The sequence below is a fragment of the Pseudomonas sp. S30_BP2TU TE3576 genome (assembly GCF_050436025.1).
In the GTDB taxonomy this organism is placed as follows: Bacteria; Pseudomonadota; Gammaproteobacteria; order Pseudomonadales; family Pseudomonadaceae; genus Aquipseudomonas.
In genome coordinates, this window is sequence record NZ_JBNDLK010000001.1 from 5,696,016 (window position 1) to 5,711,348 (window position 15,333).

Here is a 15,333-nt window from a genome sequence, read left to right on the forward strand (position 1 = left end):
GGCTGGCGAAACGTTGGATTTCGAGCAGGGATATTGACGACGCAACTTTCCTGCCAAAAATGACAGAAAGTGACCAGTGGCTCTACGCCATACCTCCTTGTCTGCCGGCTTTGAGCAGGCGCATGAGAAACCGGGGTGAAAGCCCCGAAGGCGGGGAATATCCCCCAATAAAGGGTGCGATTGTAGGGGAGGGGGCGCTTTAGCGGCCTGTGTCAGCCGCCGGTTGACGTGAAGGGCTTGTTTCATGCTCTGATCGCTTCGAGCAATCCTTGAACACCCAAGTTACTCATCATTCGCGTGGGGTTGTAGCCGACCATTTTGGTGCCTCGGCCGCTCTTGGCCGTTGAGCGTGCATCAGGGGCGGTGAGGGGAGTTTGTTGGTCGGGGTTATCGTGCAACTGCGTTTCGATGTCCTTGAGTTTTGGCATCTGCTGTTTCAGGAATAGACCAACCTAGCTTTTTCGGCGCCGTGGGTGCACTCGATGTGCCAGAACACGTCTTCCTCTGGGGGCCTGCGCCTGGCCGATAGCAGTCTGTCGCCAGCAGCTATTTACGGCCATCAGTCTTGCCTGTGAGCCGTGAGGGGCGAAAGACAGTAACGTTCGCAGTACCTCACGGCTGACCTGGGTTGTTTTCAGAAACGGCGCTTAACAAACTGCTCTAATAGCGGTGAGGTCGGGGGCACAGGTCACGGCACTCATCACTTAGAGGCAAGCGCAGTGTTCCCCTGTACCTGTTGGGTATCCGCGGCCGTCTGGCGACCCACCTTGAACCATGCGGCGTATAACGCCGGGACGAAAAAAATCGTCAGCAGCGTCGCCACAGTGAGACCACCCATGATCGCGATCGCCATCGGTCCCCAAAATACACTACGCGTGAGCGGGACCATTGCGAGTACGGTGGCCAGCGCCGTCAGCATCACCGGACGCGCTCGGTGAATGGCGGCGTCCAGCACAGCATTCCACGGGTCGCGCCCCTCGGCGATCTCGATTTGTACTTGATCGATCAGGATCACCGCGTTCCGCATGATCATGCCACCCAGAGCGATGATGCCCAGGATCGCGACGAAGCCCAGCGGCGACTGAAACACCAGCAGCGCCGGCACCACACCGATCAGACCCAGCGGTGCCGTCAGCACCACCATCCACATGCGGGAGAAGTTTTGCAGTTGCAGCATGAGCAACAGCAGGATGGTGATTAACATCAACGGAGCCACCGCGAACAGCGCCTTGTTGGCCTTGTCACTTTCCTCAACCGCTCCGCCCACATCGATGCGGTAACCGGTCGGCAGCTTGGCTTCGATGTCTTTAAGCAACGGCTGGATTTCCTGCGTCACCGATACACCCTGTTCTCCATCCTTCACATCCGCACGTACAGTGATCGCCATGTCGCGATTGCGGCGCCACAGTACCGGCTCTTCCAGTTCAGAGCGCACCTGTGCGACTTGTGACAGCGGCACCACGGTTCCCTGGCGTGTATAAAGATTGATGTTTTTCAGGGTGTCGAGATTCAAGCGCTCCTCTGGCACGGCACGGGCCACGATGTCGATCAGGTCCTCGCGCTCGCGCAGCTGCGACAGGGTTGCGCCGTTCATAACGGTCTGGGTTGCCAGCGACACGTCGGCAGGCGTGAGGCCAAGCGCGCTCGCCTTGTCCTGATCAAGCTCCACTTTCAGCGTACGCACCGGGTCGTTCCAGTCGAGCTGGAGGTCGCGCACCTTCGGGTTGGACGCAATCACCTTCTCCACGTCGCGGGCGATCTTGCGCACCACCTGGGTATCGGGGCCGACCACGCGGAACTGCACCGGGTAGCCGACAGGTGGCCCCAACTCGAGCCGGGTCACCCGCACCCACGCCTGTGGGAATTGTTGGTCGGACGAGGCCACCAGCCGCGCACGTACCCGCTCGCGTGCATCCAAATCCCTGGTCATTACAACGAACTGGGCAAAACCCGGGTTCGGCAATTCGGGGTTGAGCGAGAGGTAGAAGCGCGGTGCGCCGGCGCCGGTGTAGGCAGTGTAGAAGCGCACGTCTTCGTCCTTCGCCAGGATCTCCTCCATGTGCTTGACCTGCTCGGTCGTCGCGGCGAACGAGGAACCTTCCTTAACGCGCAGGTCAATGACCAGCTCAGGGCGCGAACTGTTGGGGAAGAATTGCTGCGGCACCAACTTGATGCAAGCCAGGGCAAGCACCAGTGCGCTCACCGTCGCACCGATGACCACCCAGCGGTGCTCGATGGCGGCGTCGATCAGGCGGCGCAGGTTGCGGTAGAACGTTGTGTCGTGCTGATCACCGTGCTGGTGCTTGCCCAAGTCATTGGGCAGCATCTTGACCGCCAGGTATGGCGTGAAGATGCCGGAACAGATCCACGAGAACAGCACCGCGGCGCCGACGATCCAGAAAATGCCACCCGCATACTCGCCGGTGGTGGACTTCGAGAGGCCAATCGGCAGGAAGCCCACGACGGTGATGAGTGCGCCGGTCAGGCGCGGCATGGCGGTGGACTGATAGGAAAAGGCGGCCGCCTTCACTCGGTCCATGCCGGTTTCCATCTTCGCCACCATCATCTCGATGGCAATGATGGCGTCATCCACCAGCAGTCCCAACGCGATAATCAGTGAGCCGAGCGAGATGCGCTCGAGGTTCCAGCCCATCGCCAGCATCACCAGCGCCACGCCGCCCAGCACCAGCGGCACCGTGGCCGCGACCACGAGGCCGGCGCGCCAGCCCAGGCTGGCCAGACTTACCGCGATCACGATGATCAGCGCCTCGGCCAGCGCACGCCCGAAGTCCAGGATTGCATCCTTCACCGTGGTTGGCTGGTCAGCCACCAGCTCCAGCTCCACGCCGTGCGGAAGTTCTGACTGGATCTTGGCGACTGCCGTGTCCATCGCCTTGCCGAGGTCCACGATGTTGCCGTCGCTGGTCATTGTGATGCCAAGCATTAGCACCGGCTGGCCGTTGTGGCGTACCGTGTAGGTCGGCGGATCCTCGAAGCCGCGTGTAACGGTCGCGATGTCGCCGAGCTTGATCAGCCGGCCTCCCGCGGAGATGGGCACGTTGCGGATTGCCTCTTCGCCGGTGAATTGGCCACTCACGCGCACCATGACGCGGTCGCCGCGGGTGTCAATCTGGCCGGCGGGCAACATTGCGTTCTGGCTCTTGAGGCTATCGGCGATGGCCAGCGGTGTAATGCCCAGCGCTGCCAGGCGCTCGTGAGAGAACTCGACGTAGACACGCTTGGCCTGCTTGCCGATAAGATCGATCTTCTTGACCATCGGCACCTTCAGCATCTGGCGCTTGATGCCCTCGGCCGCGTCCGACAGCTCAGCGTGGTCAATGCCGTCGCCTTTGACGGCGTACATCAGGCCATATACGTCGCCGTACTCGTCGTTCAGGATCGGACCGATTACGCCGTCGGGCATATCCAGCCTCAGGTCGTTGAGTTTCTTGCGCGCCTGGTACCAGGCCTCGCGCTGGTCAGCCTTGGAAGTACCGCCACGCACGGTGAGCGTCATGCCGGCGTAACCTTGCCGCGCGTAGGTAACCACCTTCTCGAAGTTGTCGATCTGCTCGAATTTTTTCTCCATGCGGTTGAGGACCTGGTCCTGCAACTGCTGGGCGGTAGCGCCCGGCCAGATGACCATGGCGGTCATGGAGGGCACGGAAAAATTCGGATCTTCGAGCTGACCGAGCCGCGTGAAGCTGAAGGCACCGGCCGCCGCGACAATGAGGAGCATGAACAGAACGATGGCGCGATGGCGCAGCGCCCAGTCGGTGAGGTTGAAGTTGTTCATCGGGCGGCCTGCTGCGTAGCGTTCGCATCAACAATCGCCGCGCCGGGAAGCGCGACCTTCAGTCCGGATGCCATTTTCTGCACCCCGGCGGTGACGACTAATACTCCGGCCTGCGGCCCGGAGACGAGCACCTCATCGTTGCGATATCCCAATACCGCCACGGGCAGCAGTTCGACAGTGCCTACCGGATCCTTGCCTGCGGGTGTGACCACCCACAGCGCCGGCTGGCCACCGCTTTGCGTCAGTGCCGTCGCTGGCACCCGCTGCCACCGAGACATTGGCCATCACGCGCTCGGCCGTGACCGTTGCGGTGGCACCCAGTGGTAGTGCCTTGGCTGGCTTGAGTCGAGCACGGTAGGTGCGTGTTTGCGCCGCAGCCTGTGGTGAAAGTTCGCGTAAGGTGACGTCAAGGTTTTCGTTTGGCGCACTGGCCAGCGAGGCTTTGAAACGCGCCTCCTTGAAGGCGGACATCTGATCCTCGGGAACATCGATGACGATCTCGGATTCGTCCGGATTCGCAATCGAGATCACTGGCTGACCCTGCGCAACGATCTGTCCCGCTTCGATGCGTACTGCCGTGACCACGCCACTACGGGAGGCGCGCAACACGGTGTACTTGAGCCGGTTGCGTGCGAGCTCAAGCTTTCGCGCTTCAGCCTCGGCGGTCGCATGCGTGGTCTGAGCATTGGTATGCGCACGCTCATCGTCGGCCGCACTGACCGAGCCGTCAGCCTTCAGGGCAGTCAGGCGCTGACGATCGGATTCCGCCTGACGTGTCTGCTCCACGGCAGCAGCCCACTGCTGTTGCGATGCTTCCTCCGCGAGGCGGTAGTCGCTGTCGTCCAGCACAGCCAGTATGTCGCCTTCGTGCACCAACTGACCCACATCAACCTTGCGTTGGGCAACCTTGCCGTCCACACGGAAGGATTGTTCGACTTCATGCCGCGACTGCACGGTGCCCACGTAGCGACTGACGTCGCGGGCATTGTCGTAGTTGATTTCAACGGTACGTACCGCTCTTGGGGCCGGCACGGACGGTTGATCCGGGCTGCACGCGCAAAGCAAAGCGGCGACGGCCAAGGCGCCGGCCGCAGTAAGGGAGTTCTTCAAGACGGTTCCTCTTTGGAAGCTACAGATACTTAGGAAAGTGGTGGCCGGTCGGCTTTGGCAGATGCGGTTGGGTTGGAGGGTTGTTCGAACACCTGCCAGCCCCCGCCCAGTGCCTTGTAGAGCTGCACGCTGTCGAGCAGTAGTCGGGTGTTGCTTTCGTTGGCGCTCAGGCGTGCACTCAGGCGCGCACGCTGCGAATCCAGCAGAGGCAACAGGTCGATCTGCCCACGGTTGTAGAGCGACTGGGCGCGATTCTGGGCAGTCTCCGCAGACGCGGCGGCCAATTGCAGCGACCCGGAACGGCGGCGTTCCTGCGCAAGCGTGACGAGGGCGTTTTCCACATCCTCGAGCGCCCGTACGATGCCGTCTTCCGCGCGCAGCAACGCCTCTTGTTGAGCACTTTCGGCCGCTTCGTTGATCGCTTGCGTACGACCAGCGTTGAAGAGTGGCATCGCCAGCAGGCCCGCGACGTTGGTAAAGCGCGCAGCGCCGAGATCGGCACCGTTCAGGTTGAGACCCTGGCGGCCGAAGGACGCGCCGAGAAAGAGTTGCGGGAACCACTCAGCTTTCGCTTGCTGGCGACGAGCATTGGCGGCGTCGAGCTGTGCCATCAGCGCCAGTACGTCAGGTCGACGTTGCAGTAATTCGGCGGGCTGGCCGGGCTTGGCCTGGGGCACGTCGACCAAATCACCACTCGATGGCTGGATGTTCCTGGTGTTGAAAGACTGGTCGGCGATCAGCACCGCGATACGGTGACGTGCCACGGCTACTTGGGTTTCCAGTGGCGGAATCTGTGCCCGCGCCGACAAGGCGTCGGTCTGCGCGCGTTCGACGTCGAAGGCGGATGCCAGACCCACCTGTTGACGCGCGGTGACCAGACGCAGCGTCTCATCCTGCATTGCCGAAATTGCGCGCAGCGTTGCGACCTGGCGCTGTGCACCGACCAGTGTGAAATAGTTGCTGACGACATCGCTCATCACCAACAGGCGTACTCCACGCATGCTGTGCTCCGCGGCTAGCGCATCGGCGTCTGCCGCCGCTGCGCCGGCTCGCAGACGGCCACTCAGGTCGAGTTCCCACGAGACGTCCAAGCCCACACTGGCGGTCTTGGTATCCGGATACCCCTGTTTTACTGCCGAATTGAAGCCAGTGCTGCGGTCACTGCCGGAGACGGATGCTCCGACGCTCGGGAGCAGCCAGGACTGGCTGACCGTTTCTCCGGCACGCGCGGCACGCAGGCGCTCGGCGGCAATCTTGACGTCGCGGTTCTCCCGCGCGGCTCGGCGCACCAGATCCGTCAGCAGCGGGTCGTGGTAAACCTCCCACCACGCCGACTCGGGTTCCATCTCGGAGGCCGTACTCGCGGCGAAGTTGCTGGGCAGGTCAACCGATGGCTGGACGACCGGCGTGGAGCAACCGGAGAGGGCGAGGGAGATCGAAGTGGCAAGGGCTGCCGCAATTACGACGCCAGTCGTGCGCTCGAAGCGCTGTAAGGTTGTCCGACCGGTGTGATGGGACAGCGGATGGGAAGTGGAAAATCGCGACATCAGAGTGAGCTCGTGTAAATTCGAGGTTGCATCAGCGTAGGTTCGGGTGCGCGCGAAGTCGTCAGCGAACCGTCGCGGTTCGGTCGCCATGCGCTTATTTATGTTTATGTTGGAAGGAGTCACTCACGGTCAGTGTCTACAGCTTGCTCACTGACGGCCGACGCTAGATCCGAGTCAATCGACTCCAGCAACTCTTCGGCAGACGAGAACTCGCGTTGACGACCGGTGACCAGGTTTTCGAGGCGGCCCATCAGGGCCCCCGGCGTGGCATCACTGCGCAACTTGACTACGTATGCGCGGCGGCTCGGGTACTTGGATTCAGGGTTCAGGCTCATCACGGACCAGGGGGGCAAAAAAGTTCGACGACAGCGTAGGCCGCCCCTTGAGTCGAGTCGTAAGCGAAAGGTCAGGGTTTGGTCGGGACAACGCTCGCAAAACAGAGACGGTGATCACCGGAACGCTTGTGGCCAAGCGGTTTTAGCTCACGCTGAGTGGGAGCGATATCAGTTCACCAGGCAATGGGGGGTACGCCGTCGCTTCACGTCGACTTGGCAGACTGAAGCAGTGAATGCGCATGTTTCGCCAGTTCGGTTCCGTCAGTTTCGGGCAATTGGTCAATCAGAATCGACAATGTCTGATGGTCCTCGGCCGTAGCCTCGTAGTGCTCACACAACTGCACCCGCGCTAGCAGCTCCAGCCACGGTGCTTCCTGGACGCGAGCCTCCTCAACTGCGCGGCGCACCGCAACGCTGCCAGCGTCGGGCCGACCCTGTGCTCTCGCGATCGCGGCCTCCAGCAGTAACAGCTGCGGCAGGTATACGCGTTCGCCCAGTTCCTCTCCCACCCGGAGTGCTTCCTGCAATTCGACGTGCGCTGCGTCGTAATCACCTGCCAGCAGCAGCGCCTCGGCGGCGTAGCCGAGTACTTCGCTGGCACCGGAGCGCATGCCAAGTCCAGTGTGTTCCTCGTAGGCCTCACGAATGTGTCGGTAGCCATCGTGGGGGGCACCATTGCGCGCGTCGGCCCAGCCGCGCCACCAGCGGCAAGCCGTACGTCCGAGTGCAAGCGAATATTCATCGACGAGCTTCTGCATTTCGTCAGCCAGCGCTGCCACTCGCACAGGGTTTCCCATTCGTACCTCGACCAACACCTCCTGCCAGGTAGCGACCAACCAAGTCATAGGTTGTCGAAGTGTATGCGCGCGGATTCGTGCCCGCTGCATATGGGTCCGCCCTTGCTCAATCAGGCCAGACCGCACCAGCTCGATGGCCAGCATACCGTGCAGCATGACCTGGGGATCTACCGCAAAGATCTCATTCGCTACGATATCCAATGGCTCGGCGATCGCTAGGGCGCGCTCTAGCCAACTGCGAGTTGTTTTCGTGCGTCCCTGAAGGTGATGCACCTCGCCCTGCACGATGCACGCCGCCAGCATGAGCTCTGGATCTTTTGAATCGGAGGATAGGGCTTCGGCACGTTCGGCCAACTCCAGCGCCTGCGCATAGTCGCCGCGCAACCCGAGCAGATAGCCGAATCCATGTAGCAGGCGACCGCGCATGGGGTGCTCGGGTACATCCGCGAGCAGCGTGTACGCCCGTTCGAAAGCGCCCTTGGCTTCGCTACCTACACCGAACATGTGGAAAGCTGAAACCCCCTGTAATGTCGCCAAGGTAATTTCGAACGTATCTCGCTCCGTCCCTTCGGGTGCCTGCATAAGCAAGATCAGGGCGCGCTCAGTAAGGCCGATGCACAAGTCCGGACTGAAGTGCATTAGCGCGGCTTCTGCGGCCTCGGCGTAGTAGCGCAGCGCGATCATCGGCAGCCGGGCACGGTCGAAGTGCATCGCCAGTTCCGAGGCAGCAACCGGCACACCGGCCGAGCGCTCGCGCTCGAGGGCAGTGCCAACCCGGCCATGGAGATCGATGCGCAATGAACGCGGCGTACGGTCATACAGCACCTGGCGAAAAAGGGCGTGTCGGAACGAGTAAGGAGGCTCTACCGCCTCGTCAACATCGAGAGCCCGCGATTGTGTGAGCCATACCTGCTCACGCATCAGCTCCTCACAGGCGCCGATCACCGAAGAGAGATTGCGCTCAAGGGCCAGCGAAACAGTCTCAACCCGGAAGTCGGCCCCGCACACCGCCGCCGCGCAGAGGAGTGTACGTTGCTCAGGACCAAGCTTGGCGATGTAGTGATCAATGATGGCGGCCAGGTTGTCGGGAACCGCCAGATCCGCCAGTCGAGCTTCGATGGTGGTTTCGTCTTCTTTTGCATCCATCACTTCACTGATGATCGAGGAAACGAACAACGGCACGCCGTCGGTCCGTTCGTGCAGGGCGCGCACGAAGTCTTCATCGCGTGCCAGAGAGGCAGAACGCAGCGCCACATAGTCGGCGACCTCGGTTTCGGAGAACGGGTCGAGCACCACTTCCTCGCACAAGCGTTGCAGACGCAGTTCGTGACGCAATGAGCTGAGCGGATGGTCGAGCGCCACCACTTCGGCAAGGCGCAAGCTTGACAGCCACATGAGCCTTGCGGGGCCACGGCGTCGCGCCATGTAGTTAATCAGCTGAACCGTCGCCCGGTCGCTCCAGTGCAGGTCTTCGGTCACCAGCAACAGCGGGCGCAGCTCTGTGTAGCGGTCCAATAGTTCACCGAATTCCCTCAGCATGCGTTCCGGGCCGACGCCGGCCAGCTCGCGCCGCAATGCGTCTCGCTCCTCCGAGCTACTCAGCCAAGGCAATTGCAGCAGCCAGGTTGGTGCCACTTCGCGCAACAACGCCGGCAGGGTCGGGTCACTGCGGCACAGCTCGGCCAACGCCTCCAGCACCGGCAGGTACGGTTCGCCGGTGCCGAAGTGTTCCATGCAATGGCCGCGTGCGCAGGTGATGGCGCCAAGGCCGGCGAGGAAATGTTCGATCAACGTGGTCTTGCCGATCCCCGGTTCTCCAGCAAGCCAGATCACGGCCCGCTGGCCCCCACTAGCCCGTTCCCACGCCCGTTGCAGCCTGGAGACCTCGTCAATGCGACCGATGAATGACGGAAACGGATGCGTGTCGGTCGCCGTAACCGCCGTGGATGTAGTCGGTATCGAAGCAGCAGGGAGCGACACGGCAATGAAACGATAGCCGCGCCGCGACACAGTCTCGATAAAACGCGGATGCTTGGGGTCATCGTTCAACACCTTGCGCAGATCGCTGATGGCCGTCTTGAGAACCGAATCGCTGACAAAACGATGCCCCCACACGGCATCCAGCAAGGCGTCCTTGGATACCAGCGACCCCGGCTGGCGTGCGAGTACGCATAACAACAGAAAAGGGGTCGGCGCCAACGCCACGGCTTGCCCATCACGCAACAAGCAAGCGTTAGCCTCGTCGAGTTCGAACTCGCCAAAGTCAAGCAGGACAGGGGTCGGATGGGGCTGCGGACGCGCCACGGTTGATTCCTAAAGACTTAAAACAGGGTGGTGCGCTGAAGATTCGCACGTGATTCAGTGTTGAAAAAACAATGTTCCTGCCGTCCTGGGCCATTACTCCCATGACAACGCTGATCGGCACTGAAGCCAAGCGTCGTCGGTCGGAAACCGGCACGTGCGCAACTTCACGCCACGAGCTTTCTTCGGCTTGACACGGGCAGTTACGCCTGAATCTCAGTTCGTCCGGTCGGTGACATCACGGCTTTTCAATGATCTCAAAAACTAATAACAAAAACATCAATATTGAAGTATCTCTCAATTTTGCTTGTCTTGATTCTGCCTGACGATGAGACCTGCGCGCCTCGCGACTTCAATCACAACAAGGGTGTTCTAAAAAGTTTTTACACAGCCTCGGCCGATTACAGCCTGTCGCGACGGGCCGAAAACGATCAAAGCGGTCAATTGAGGAATCGTTGGATCGCGCATGTCTTTCTGCATCGTCAGGATTGCCAAGAACTGGCATGCACACTTGACCATGCAAGACAGCCCCAAGACCACTCAGTCCACGAAAGCTGGGTGGTTTTGGGTTTCTAAATCGGGTGGTTTGAAGGTGTTAGCAAAACCGATCGACTGCATTTGGTAGGTTGACCGTCTGCTTTGGCCGATTACTGCCTCTGGCCAGGGGCAGCAGTCGACCCATGACGGACGTTAATAATAGCCTCCAATTCTGCTTGTACCTCATCGCGTACGAGTGCGGGTGTCTCTGCAGAACCTTGGATGTCGAGTGCCGCTGTCCACCTATTCAAGACAGGTTTGAGACATTGAGGGCAAGTTATCAAGAAATACGGCAATCTGCCGACGATGCCGCAAGTGCACCGTAGGAATCTGCGGGCCTATGGCCAGACGCACCGACTCGATACCTGGGCGGTAGCCTCGATCGAAATTCCACACGAAGTTCAGAAAGGTAAGGAACGCCCGGTCGAGCTTCTCTGTACATCCTGCTGCCAGGTCAGACCGAGGGCGATTCAATATGCTGCGCATGATCACCCGGGTGACACAGGTGAGTCGCGGTGTATCGAGCCAGATGATCAGGTCGGCACGGGGCAGGCGAAGATCGAAGGTACGCCGGGCGCCCCCTCGGTTCCCGACTGGGAGCGCGGCGCCTACACAGTTGCCATTATCACTTGTCGTCCATCTTTGTTGACGATTGTGGCCGGCGCTCAGTGCTCTCTTCGGCGTTGGGCGCTTCTGGAAAACTCCCTGGCGTGAACACATGGGTCTGCAAGTCGCTGGCATCGACTTCGGCGACACCATGAACCGAACGGGCCAGACCAATGGCCTGTTCACACTGTCTATGAGTGTTGACGCGGCCGCTTAACCCCACTTTGCCCGCATGGGTTTTGACATTGATATGCAGGCTAAGGGTCGGATCGGAAAATGCCAGGGCCGACTTCACCTTGGCGGTAATCCATGCATCGTGAACGGCCATTTCCAGACCATGAGAGTAATGCTGGAAGGAGTGAATTTTCATGGCTGAACCCTCTCTCGCGTAATCAGATGTACTGTCCATCCCATTTGCTGTGCTGCCTTCTGCCTGTCGGGTGAACGCTATGGATACCTGATTCGTTTTGGAGCGCTCGCCACGCAAACATTGACAGACATTAATTATAGTACGGCCGTTGCCTGCGGTCAGAGCGCTGACCCCGTGAACGTCCGCCATGGTCGCTCTGTGCCAGGCGCAACATCTACAGAGCACTCCAGACAGTCCTTATTGCGATCAGCCCTGATCAACCCGAAGCAGCCCTTGATGTCTGTTTGTTGTCACCATATGTTATCGGTCTTCATGGAGGATTCTGACTGATGGCACGTGTGGGTTTGATACTGACACCCGGTTTTGCGGACTGGGAATATGCTTTCATTGCTGGAACTGCGTCGCCGTTTTACGGGATCGATGTCAGATTTTTCGCTTCTGCTACGGGGCAGTTCCGCTCGCAGGGCGGATTGGCTGTAACTGTCGATAGCAGTTTGCAGCAATGTCTGGACTGGAAACCGGACGTTGTTGTCGTCATTGGAGGAATGGTCTGGGAACGTGCAGAAGCACCAGATATTCGAGACTTTCTGCATGCCAGTCGCTCAAGTGGGGCGACCATTGCCGGTATCTGTGGGGGAACGCTGGCACTTGCGAGGGCCGGGCTTCTCGACACGGTTCCTCATACCTCGAACAGCGCTGACTTCTTACAACAGAATGCCGTAGGTTATGAAGGGCGCACGCTTTATCGAAGCAGTCCAGTAGCTGTGGTTGCGGACCGCATTATAACTGCTCCAGGCCCTGCGCCCGTTAGCTTCACCTGCGCAGTGTTCGAAGGTGCCGGGCTATCTTCAGAGATCATTTCTCAGTTCAGGTCAATGTTGGCAGCGGAACATGGGTGACCGCTTCGCCCTACAAAACAGCCGATCAGGTGATGTGTTCGAGTGGCCGCTCAGCCGATTTCTGCCGGTGACGACGGGCCGGAATCGACTGGTGCAAGCACTCAATGAAATCTACGAATCGTTCCACGTACAGCTACGGAAAGCCAAGAGCCAAGGCATGGGCTGGCAGGTTTTTTCCAAACCCCAGAAACGACAAAGCCCTGAATAATCAGGGCTTTGTCGTATAAAGATGGCGGAGGCGATGGGATTCGAACTCATGGACCTGTTACAGTCGACGGTTTTCAAGACCGTTGCCTTAAACCACTCGGCCACACCTCCGTTTGCGTTGCGGGCGCCATAATACCTGAATGAAACACACTGTCAAACTCTCTGCATAGCTTGTTACAGGGCGTCTGTTATGATCTTTGCGACTGAACGTTTCAAACCAACAGGAGTGTCGCCATGCGCGAACAGGATTACGCAGTTAATAACAGCGTGCAGGCTGAGCAGCTAGAGGTTAGCCGCGTCCTGCGCAACACATACGGCTTGCTCGCCCTGACCCTGGCATTCAGCGGTGTGACGGCCTACGTTGCCCAGCAGATGCGCGTTGGCTACCCGAACATTTTCGTGGTGCTGATCGGCTTCTACGGTCTTTTCTTCCTTACCAACAAACTCCGTGATTCGGCCTGGGGCCTGGTGTCGGCATTTGCCCTGACCGGTTTCATGGGTTTCCTGCTTGGCCCGATCCTCAACCGTTACCTGGGGATGCAGGGCGGCGCTGAAGTGGTCAGCTCGGCTTTCGCGATGACGGCGCTGGTGTTTGGCGGTCTGTCGGCGTATGTGCTGATTACCCGCAAGGACATGAGCTTCCTTGGTGGTTTCATCACGGCAGGCTTCTTCGTGCTGCTGGGGGCGACGCTGGCGGGCATGTTCTTCCAGATCAGCGGTCTGCAACTGGCGATCAGCGCAGGTTTCGTGCTGTTTTCCTCGGTCTGCATTCTGTTCCAGACCAGCGCCATCATTCATGGCGGCGAGCGTAACTACATCATGGCAACCATCAGCCTGTATGTATCGATCTACAACCTGTTCGTCAGCCTGTTGCAGCTGTTCGGCATCATGGGCCGCGATGATTAATCGTCGGCATTGAGTAAAAAACCCGCTCAGGCGGGTTTTTTACTGCCTGAAATTCAGGATTACTCTGTAATGACAATGCTGCCGTCGGCTTGTTGCCGGTAGATGGTGTAGGGCAGCAGCAACGTATCCATCGCCCCGGACACGACTGCGTCGAGCAGCACTAAAGCGGGGGCGGGACCATGTACCTGCGCATCCCGACCCTCTTCGAGAGGCGCATTCAGGTAGCAAAAATCGTAGGTCACGCCGCTGTAGATTCGCGGTACCGCGCCGCAATAACTCTTTTGGTCCTTCAGGTCCTTTGCGGCCACTTCGTCGCTGCGCACAACCGTTTGAATCGTGCCACAACCCGCAAGCAGCATCGCCACGAATAGCATTGCCTGAGTTTTCATACCGTCAATCCTTCGCCGGAAACCATCAATCTACTTCAGTCTGAAACAAATATCACTCACGCCATGGGCGGCAACCGGCGCTTGACCGGGGTTTTCTTGACGATCGCCGTATTGGTTTCAGCGTGGGTGTTGAGGCGGTCGAGCAGGGTGTCCAGTTGTTCCATCGAGCGCACATGCAGGCGTGCAATGAAACAGTCGTCGCCGGTCACCTTGTCGCACTCGGTGAATTCGGGAATGGCCATGATTTGCCGTTCCACTTCCTGCAATTGCCCCGGCAACGGGCGAATACGCACGATCGCCTGAAGTTGATAGCCAAAGCATTTCGGGTCGATTTCGACGGTGTAGCCCTTGAGCACGCCACGCTCTTCCAGGCGGCGCAGACGCTCGGCAACGCTGGGGGAGGACAGGCCACTGATTTGCGCCAGGGCCTTGAGCGAGCGTCGCGAGTCTTCCATCAGGGCCGTGATCAGCACCTGGTCGATGTCATCCGTCATGGCGAAAACCTCTGTTAGGCATTTTTTCAAAAAAGCCTTGATAAAAAAGGTGGATCTAGAGTTTAGCCTGCTTTTTGCTCTGGAATGGCGCCTGAGTGCCTTGGCATACTTTGGCCACAAATACAGGAGTCTGATGATGGACAAAACCCTACGCCGCGGTTCGTTCGAAATGACAGCCGCCATGCTGATCTCTGGCACCATCGGCTGGTTCGTACTGGTGTCCGGGCAACCGGTGCTGGATGTAGTGTTCTGGCGCTGCCTGTTCGGTGCCGGCACCTTGCTGTTGATTTGCGCAGCTTTCGGCTTTCTGCGTCCCGGCATTTTGACCCGTACCACGTTCTTGCTCGCCGTGCTGAGTGGTGTGGCGATTGTCGGCAACTGGGTGCTGTTGTTCGCGTCTTATTCCCGGGCGTCGATTGCCATCGGCACCGCCGTTTATAACGTCCAGCCGTTCATGCTGGTTGGGCTGGCGGCGCTGTTGCTCAACGAAAAAATCACCACGCAGAAACTTGCCTGGCTGGGCGTTTCGTTTCTCGGGATGCTGGCCATTGTCAGCGCCCATGGCAGCCAGGGCGAGAGCGGCAGCGATTACCTGATGGGCATAGCCTTGGCGTTGGGCGCGGCGTTTCTCTATGCGATTGCCGCGCTGATCATCAAGCGCCTGACTGGAACCCCGCCGCATTTGATCGCGCTGATCCAGGTCAGCACCGGCGTGTTGTTGCTCGCGCCATTTGCGCATTTTTCGGCACTGCCGCAGGCACCGAGTGCGTGGGCCAGCCTGGTGACGCTGGGCATGGTGCACACCGGTGTGATGTACGTGTTGCTGTATGGCGCGATTCAAAAACTGCCGACTGCGCTGACAGGCGCGCTGTCCTTCATTTACCCGATTGCGGCGATTTTCGTTGACTGGTTTGCCTTCGGCCATCGCCTGGAGGTGCTGCAATGGATCGGGGTCGCGGCAATCCTGCTGGCCGCTGCCGGCATGCAGCAAGGGTGGTCGCTGAAATTTCGGCGTACGGTGACGCCGTAAACCGCTACG

General features: G+C 59.6%; 13 protein-coding genes, 1 tRNA gene and 1 pseudogene. 4 read left to right on the top strand and 11 right to left on the bottom strand.

Translation table 11 applies throughout. From position 1 onward, the window contains the following. Nucleotides 1-242: 242 nt before the first annotated feature. The 8 genes and pseudogenes from ABIA48_RS26105 to ABIA48_RS26140 all read right to left on the bottom strand — a co-directional run bounded on the left by ABIA48_RS26105 (nt 243) and on the right by ABIA48_RS26140 (nt 11,399). Entirely contained in the window at nt 243-428 is a 186-nt protein-coding gene (locus tag ABIA48_RS26105) for a hypothetical protein (protein WP_429492383.1), read from the bottom strand. Between the two features lie 272 nt (nt 429-700). Beyond that, on the bottom strand, nt 701-3,796 hold the full coding sequence (locus ABIA48_RS26110; RefSeq protein WP_429492385.1) for an efflux RND transporter permease subunit: 3,096 nt from the start codon (nt 3,794-3,796) through the stop codon (nt 701-703). A gap of 132 nt (nt 3,797-3,928) precedes the next feature. Further along, nucleotides 3,929-4,906, bottom strand: coding sequence for an efflux RND transporter periplasmic adaptor subunit (locus ABIA48_RS26115; protein ID WP_429492387.1), 978 nt, complete (start codon nt 4,904-4,906; stop codon nt 3,929-3,931). 29 nt (nt 4,907-4,935) lie between these two features. Next, complete coding sequence (locus tag ABIA48_RS26120) at nt 4,936-6,453, bottom strand: efflux transporter outer membrane subunit (protein WP_429492389.1); 1,518 nt, start codon at nt 6,451-6,453, stop codon at nt 4,936-4,938. 119 nt (nt 6,454-6,572) lie between these two features. After that, a complete protein-coding gene (locus tag ABIA48_RS26125; RefSeq protein ID WP_429492391.1) occupies nt 6,573-6,788 on the bottom strand; it encodes a hypothetical protein in 216 nt (71 codons plus the stop codon). A gap of 203 nt (nt 6,789-6,991) precedes the next feature. Beyond that, nucleotides 6,992-9,889 carry an ATP-binding protein gene (locus ABIA48_RS26130; RefSeq protein ID WP_429492393.1) on the bottom strand — a complete coding sequence of 966 codons (2,898 nt, stop codon included), beginning with the start codon at nt 9,887-9,889 and terminating at the stop codon, nt 6,992-6,994. A gap of 777 nt (nt 9,890-10,666) precedes the next feature. Continuing rightward, a pseudogene (locus tag ABIA48_RS26135) lies at nt 10,667-10,999 on the bottom strand (AAA family ATPase); the annotation flags it as partial. Between the two features lie 49 nt (nt 11,000-11,048). Beyond that, on the bottom strand, nt 11,049-11,399 hold the full coding sequence (locus ABIA48_RS26140; protein ID WP_057396657.1) for a BON domain-containing protein: 351 nt from the start codon (nt 11,397-11,399) through the stop codon (nt 11,049-11,051). A gap of 329 nt (nt 11,400-11,728) precedes the next feature. Between ABIA48_RS26140 and ABIA48_RS26145 the strand changes: the two genes are divergently transcribed. Beyond that, nucleotides 11,729-12,298, top strand: coding sequence for a DJ-1/PfpI family protein (locus ABIA48_RS26145; protein ID WP_429492396.1), 570 nt, complete (start codon nt 11,729-11,731; stop codon nt 12,296-12,298). Beyond that, nucleotides 12,291-12,506: a hypothetical protein gene (locus tag ABIA48_RS26150; RefSeq protein ID WP_429492398.1), complete on the top strand. Its 216-nt coding sequence runs from the start codon at nt 12,291-12,293 to the stop codon at nt 12,504-12,506. The genes ABIA48_RS26145 and ABIA48_RS26150 overlap by 8 nt, the downstream gene beginning before the upstream one ends. A 22-nt stretch (nt 12,507-12,528) precedes the next feature. Here ABIA48_RS26150 and ABIA48_RS26155 read toward each other — a convergent pair. Further along, nucleotides 12,529-12,616 (bottom strand) — tRNA-Ser (locus ABIA48_RS26155). Nucleotides 12,617-12,739: 123 nt separating this feature from the next. Between ABIA48_RS26155 and ABIA48_RS26160 the strand changes: the two genes are divergently transcribed. Further along, complete coding sequence (locus tag ABIA48_RS26160; protein ID WP_007995889.1) at nt 12,740-13,411, top strand: Bax inhibitor-1/YccA family protein; 672 nt, start codon at nt 12,740-12,742, stop codon at nt 13,409-13,411. Between the two features lie 59 nt (nt 13,412-13,470). Here ABIA48_RS26160 and ABIA48_RS26165 read toward each other — a convergent pair whose 3' ends face one another. Continuing rightward, nucleotides 13,471-13,800: a YceK/YidQ family lipoprotein gene (locus ABIA48_RS26165; RefSeq protein ID WP_429492400.1), complete on the bottom strand. Its 330-nt coding sequence runs from the start codon at nt 13,798-13,800 to the stop codon at nt 13,471-13,473. 56 nt (nt 13,801-13,856) lie between these two features. Continuing rightward, nucleotides 13,857-14,294 carry an Lrp/AsnC family transcriptional regulator gene (locus ABIA48_RS26170; protein ID WP_007987480.1) on the bottom strand — a complete coding sequence of 146 codons (438 nt, stop codon included), beginning with the start codon at nt 14,292-14,294 and terminating at the stop codon, nt 13,857-13,859. A 136-nt stretch (nt 14,295-14,430) separates the two neighbouring features. On the opposite strand from ABIA48_RS26170, the gene ABIA48_RS26175 reads away from it, so the two are divergent. After that, nucleotides 14,431-15,324, top strand: coding sequence for a DMT family transporter (locus tag ABIA48_RS26175; RefSeq protein WP_429492402.1), 894 nt, complete (start codon nt 14,431-14,433; stop codon nt 15,322-15,324). Nucleotides 15,325-15,333 lie beyond the last annotated feature (9 nt).

Coding starts and splice junctions, on each gene's coding strand:
- ABIA48_RS26105 (WP_429492383.1), bottom strand. CDS start 428: ATGCCAAAACTCAAGGACATCGAAACGCAGTTGCACGATAACCCCGAC.
- ABIA48_RS26110 (WP_429492385.1), bottom strand. CDS start 3,796: ATGAACAACTTCAACCTCACCGACTGGGCGCTGCGCCATCGCGCCATC.
- ABIA48_RS26120 (WP_429492389.1), bottom strand. CDS start 6,453: ATGTCGCGATTTTCCACTTCCCATCCGCTGTCCCATCACACCGGTCGG.
- ABIA48_RS26125 (WP_429492391.1), bottom strand. CDS start 6,788: ATGAGCCTGAACCCTGAATCCAAGTACCCGAGCCGCCGCGCATACGTA.
- ABIA48_RS26140 (WP_057396657.1), bottom strand. CDS start 11,399: ATGAAAATTCACTCCTTCCAGCATTACTCTCATGGTCTGGAAATGGCC.
- ABIA48_RS26145 (WP_429492396.1), top strand. CDS start 11,729: ATGGCACGTGTGGGTTTGATACTGACACCCGGTTTTGCGGACTGGGAA.
- ABIA48_RS26150 (WP_429492398.1), top strand. CDS start 12,291: ATGGGTGACCGCTTCGCCCTACAAAACAGCCGATCAGGTGATGTGTTC.
- ABIA48_RS26160 (WP_007995889.1), top strand. CDS start 12,740: ATGCGCGAACAGGATTACGCAGTTAATAACAGCGTGCAGGCTGAGCAG.
- ABIA48_RS26165 (WP_429492400.1), bottom strand. CDS start 13,800: ATGAAAACTCAGGCAATGCTATTCGTGGCGATGCTGCTTGCGGGTTGT.
- ABIA48_RS26170 (WP_007987480.1), bottom strand. CDS start 14,294: ATGACGGATGACATCGACCAGGTGCTGATCACGGCCCTGATGGAAGAC.
- ABIA48_RS26175 (WP_429492402.1), top strand. CDS start 14,431: ATGGACAAAACCCTACGCCGCGGTTCGTTCGAAATGACAGCCGCCATG.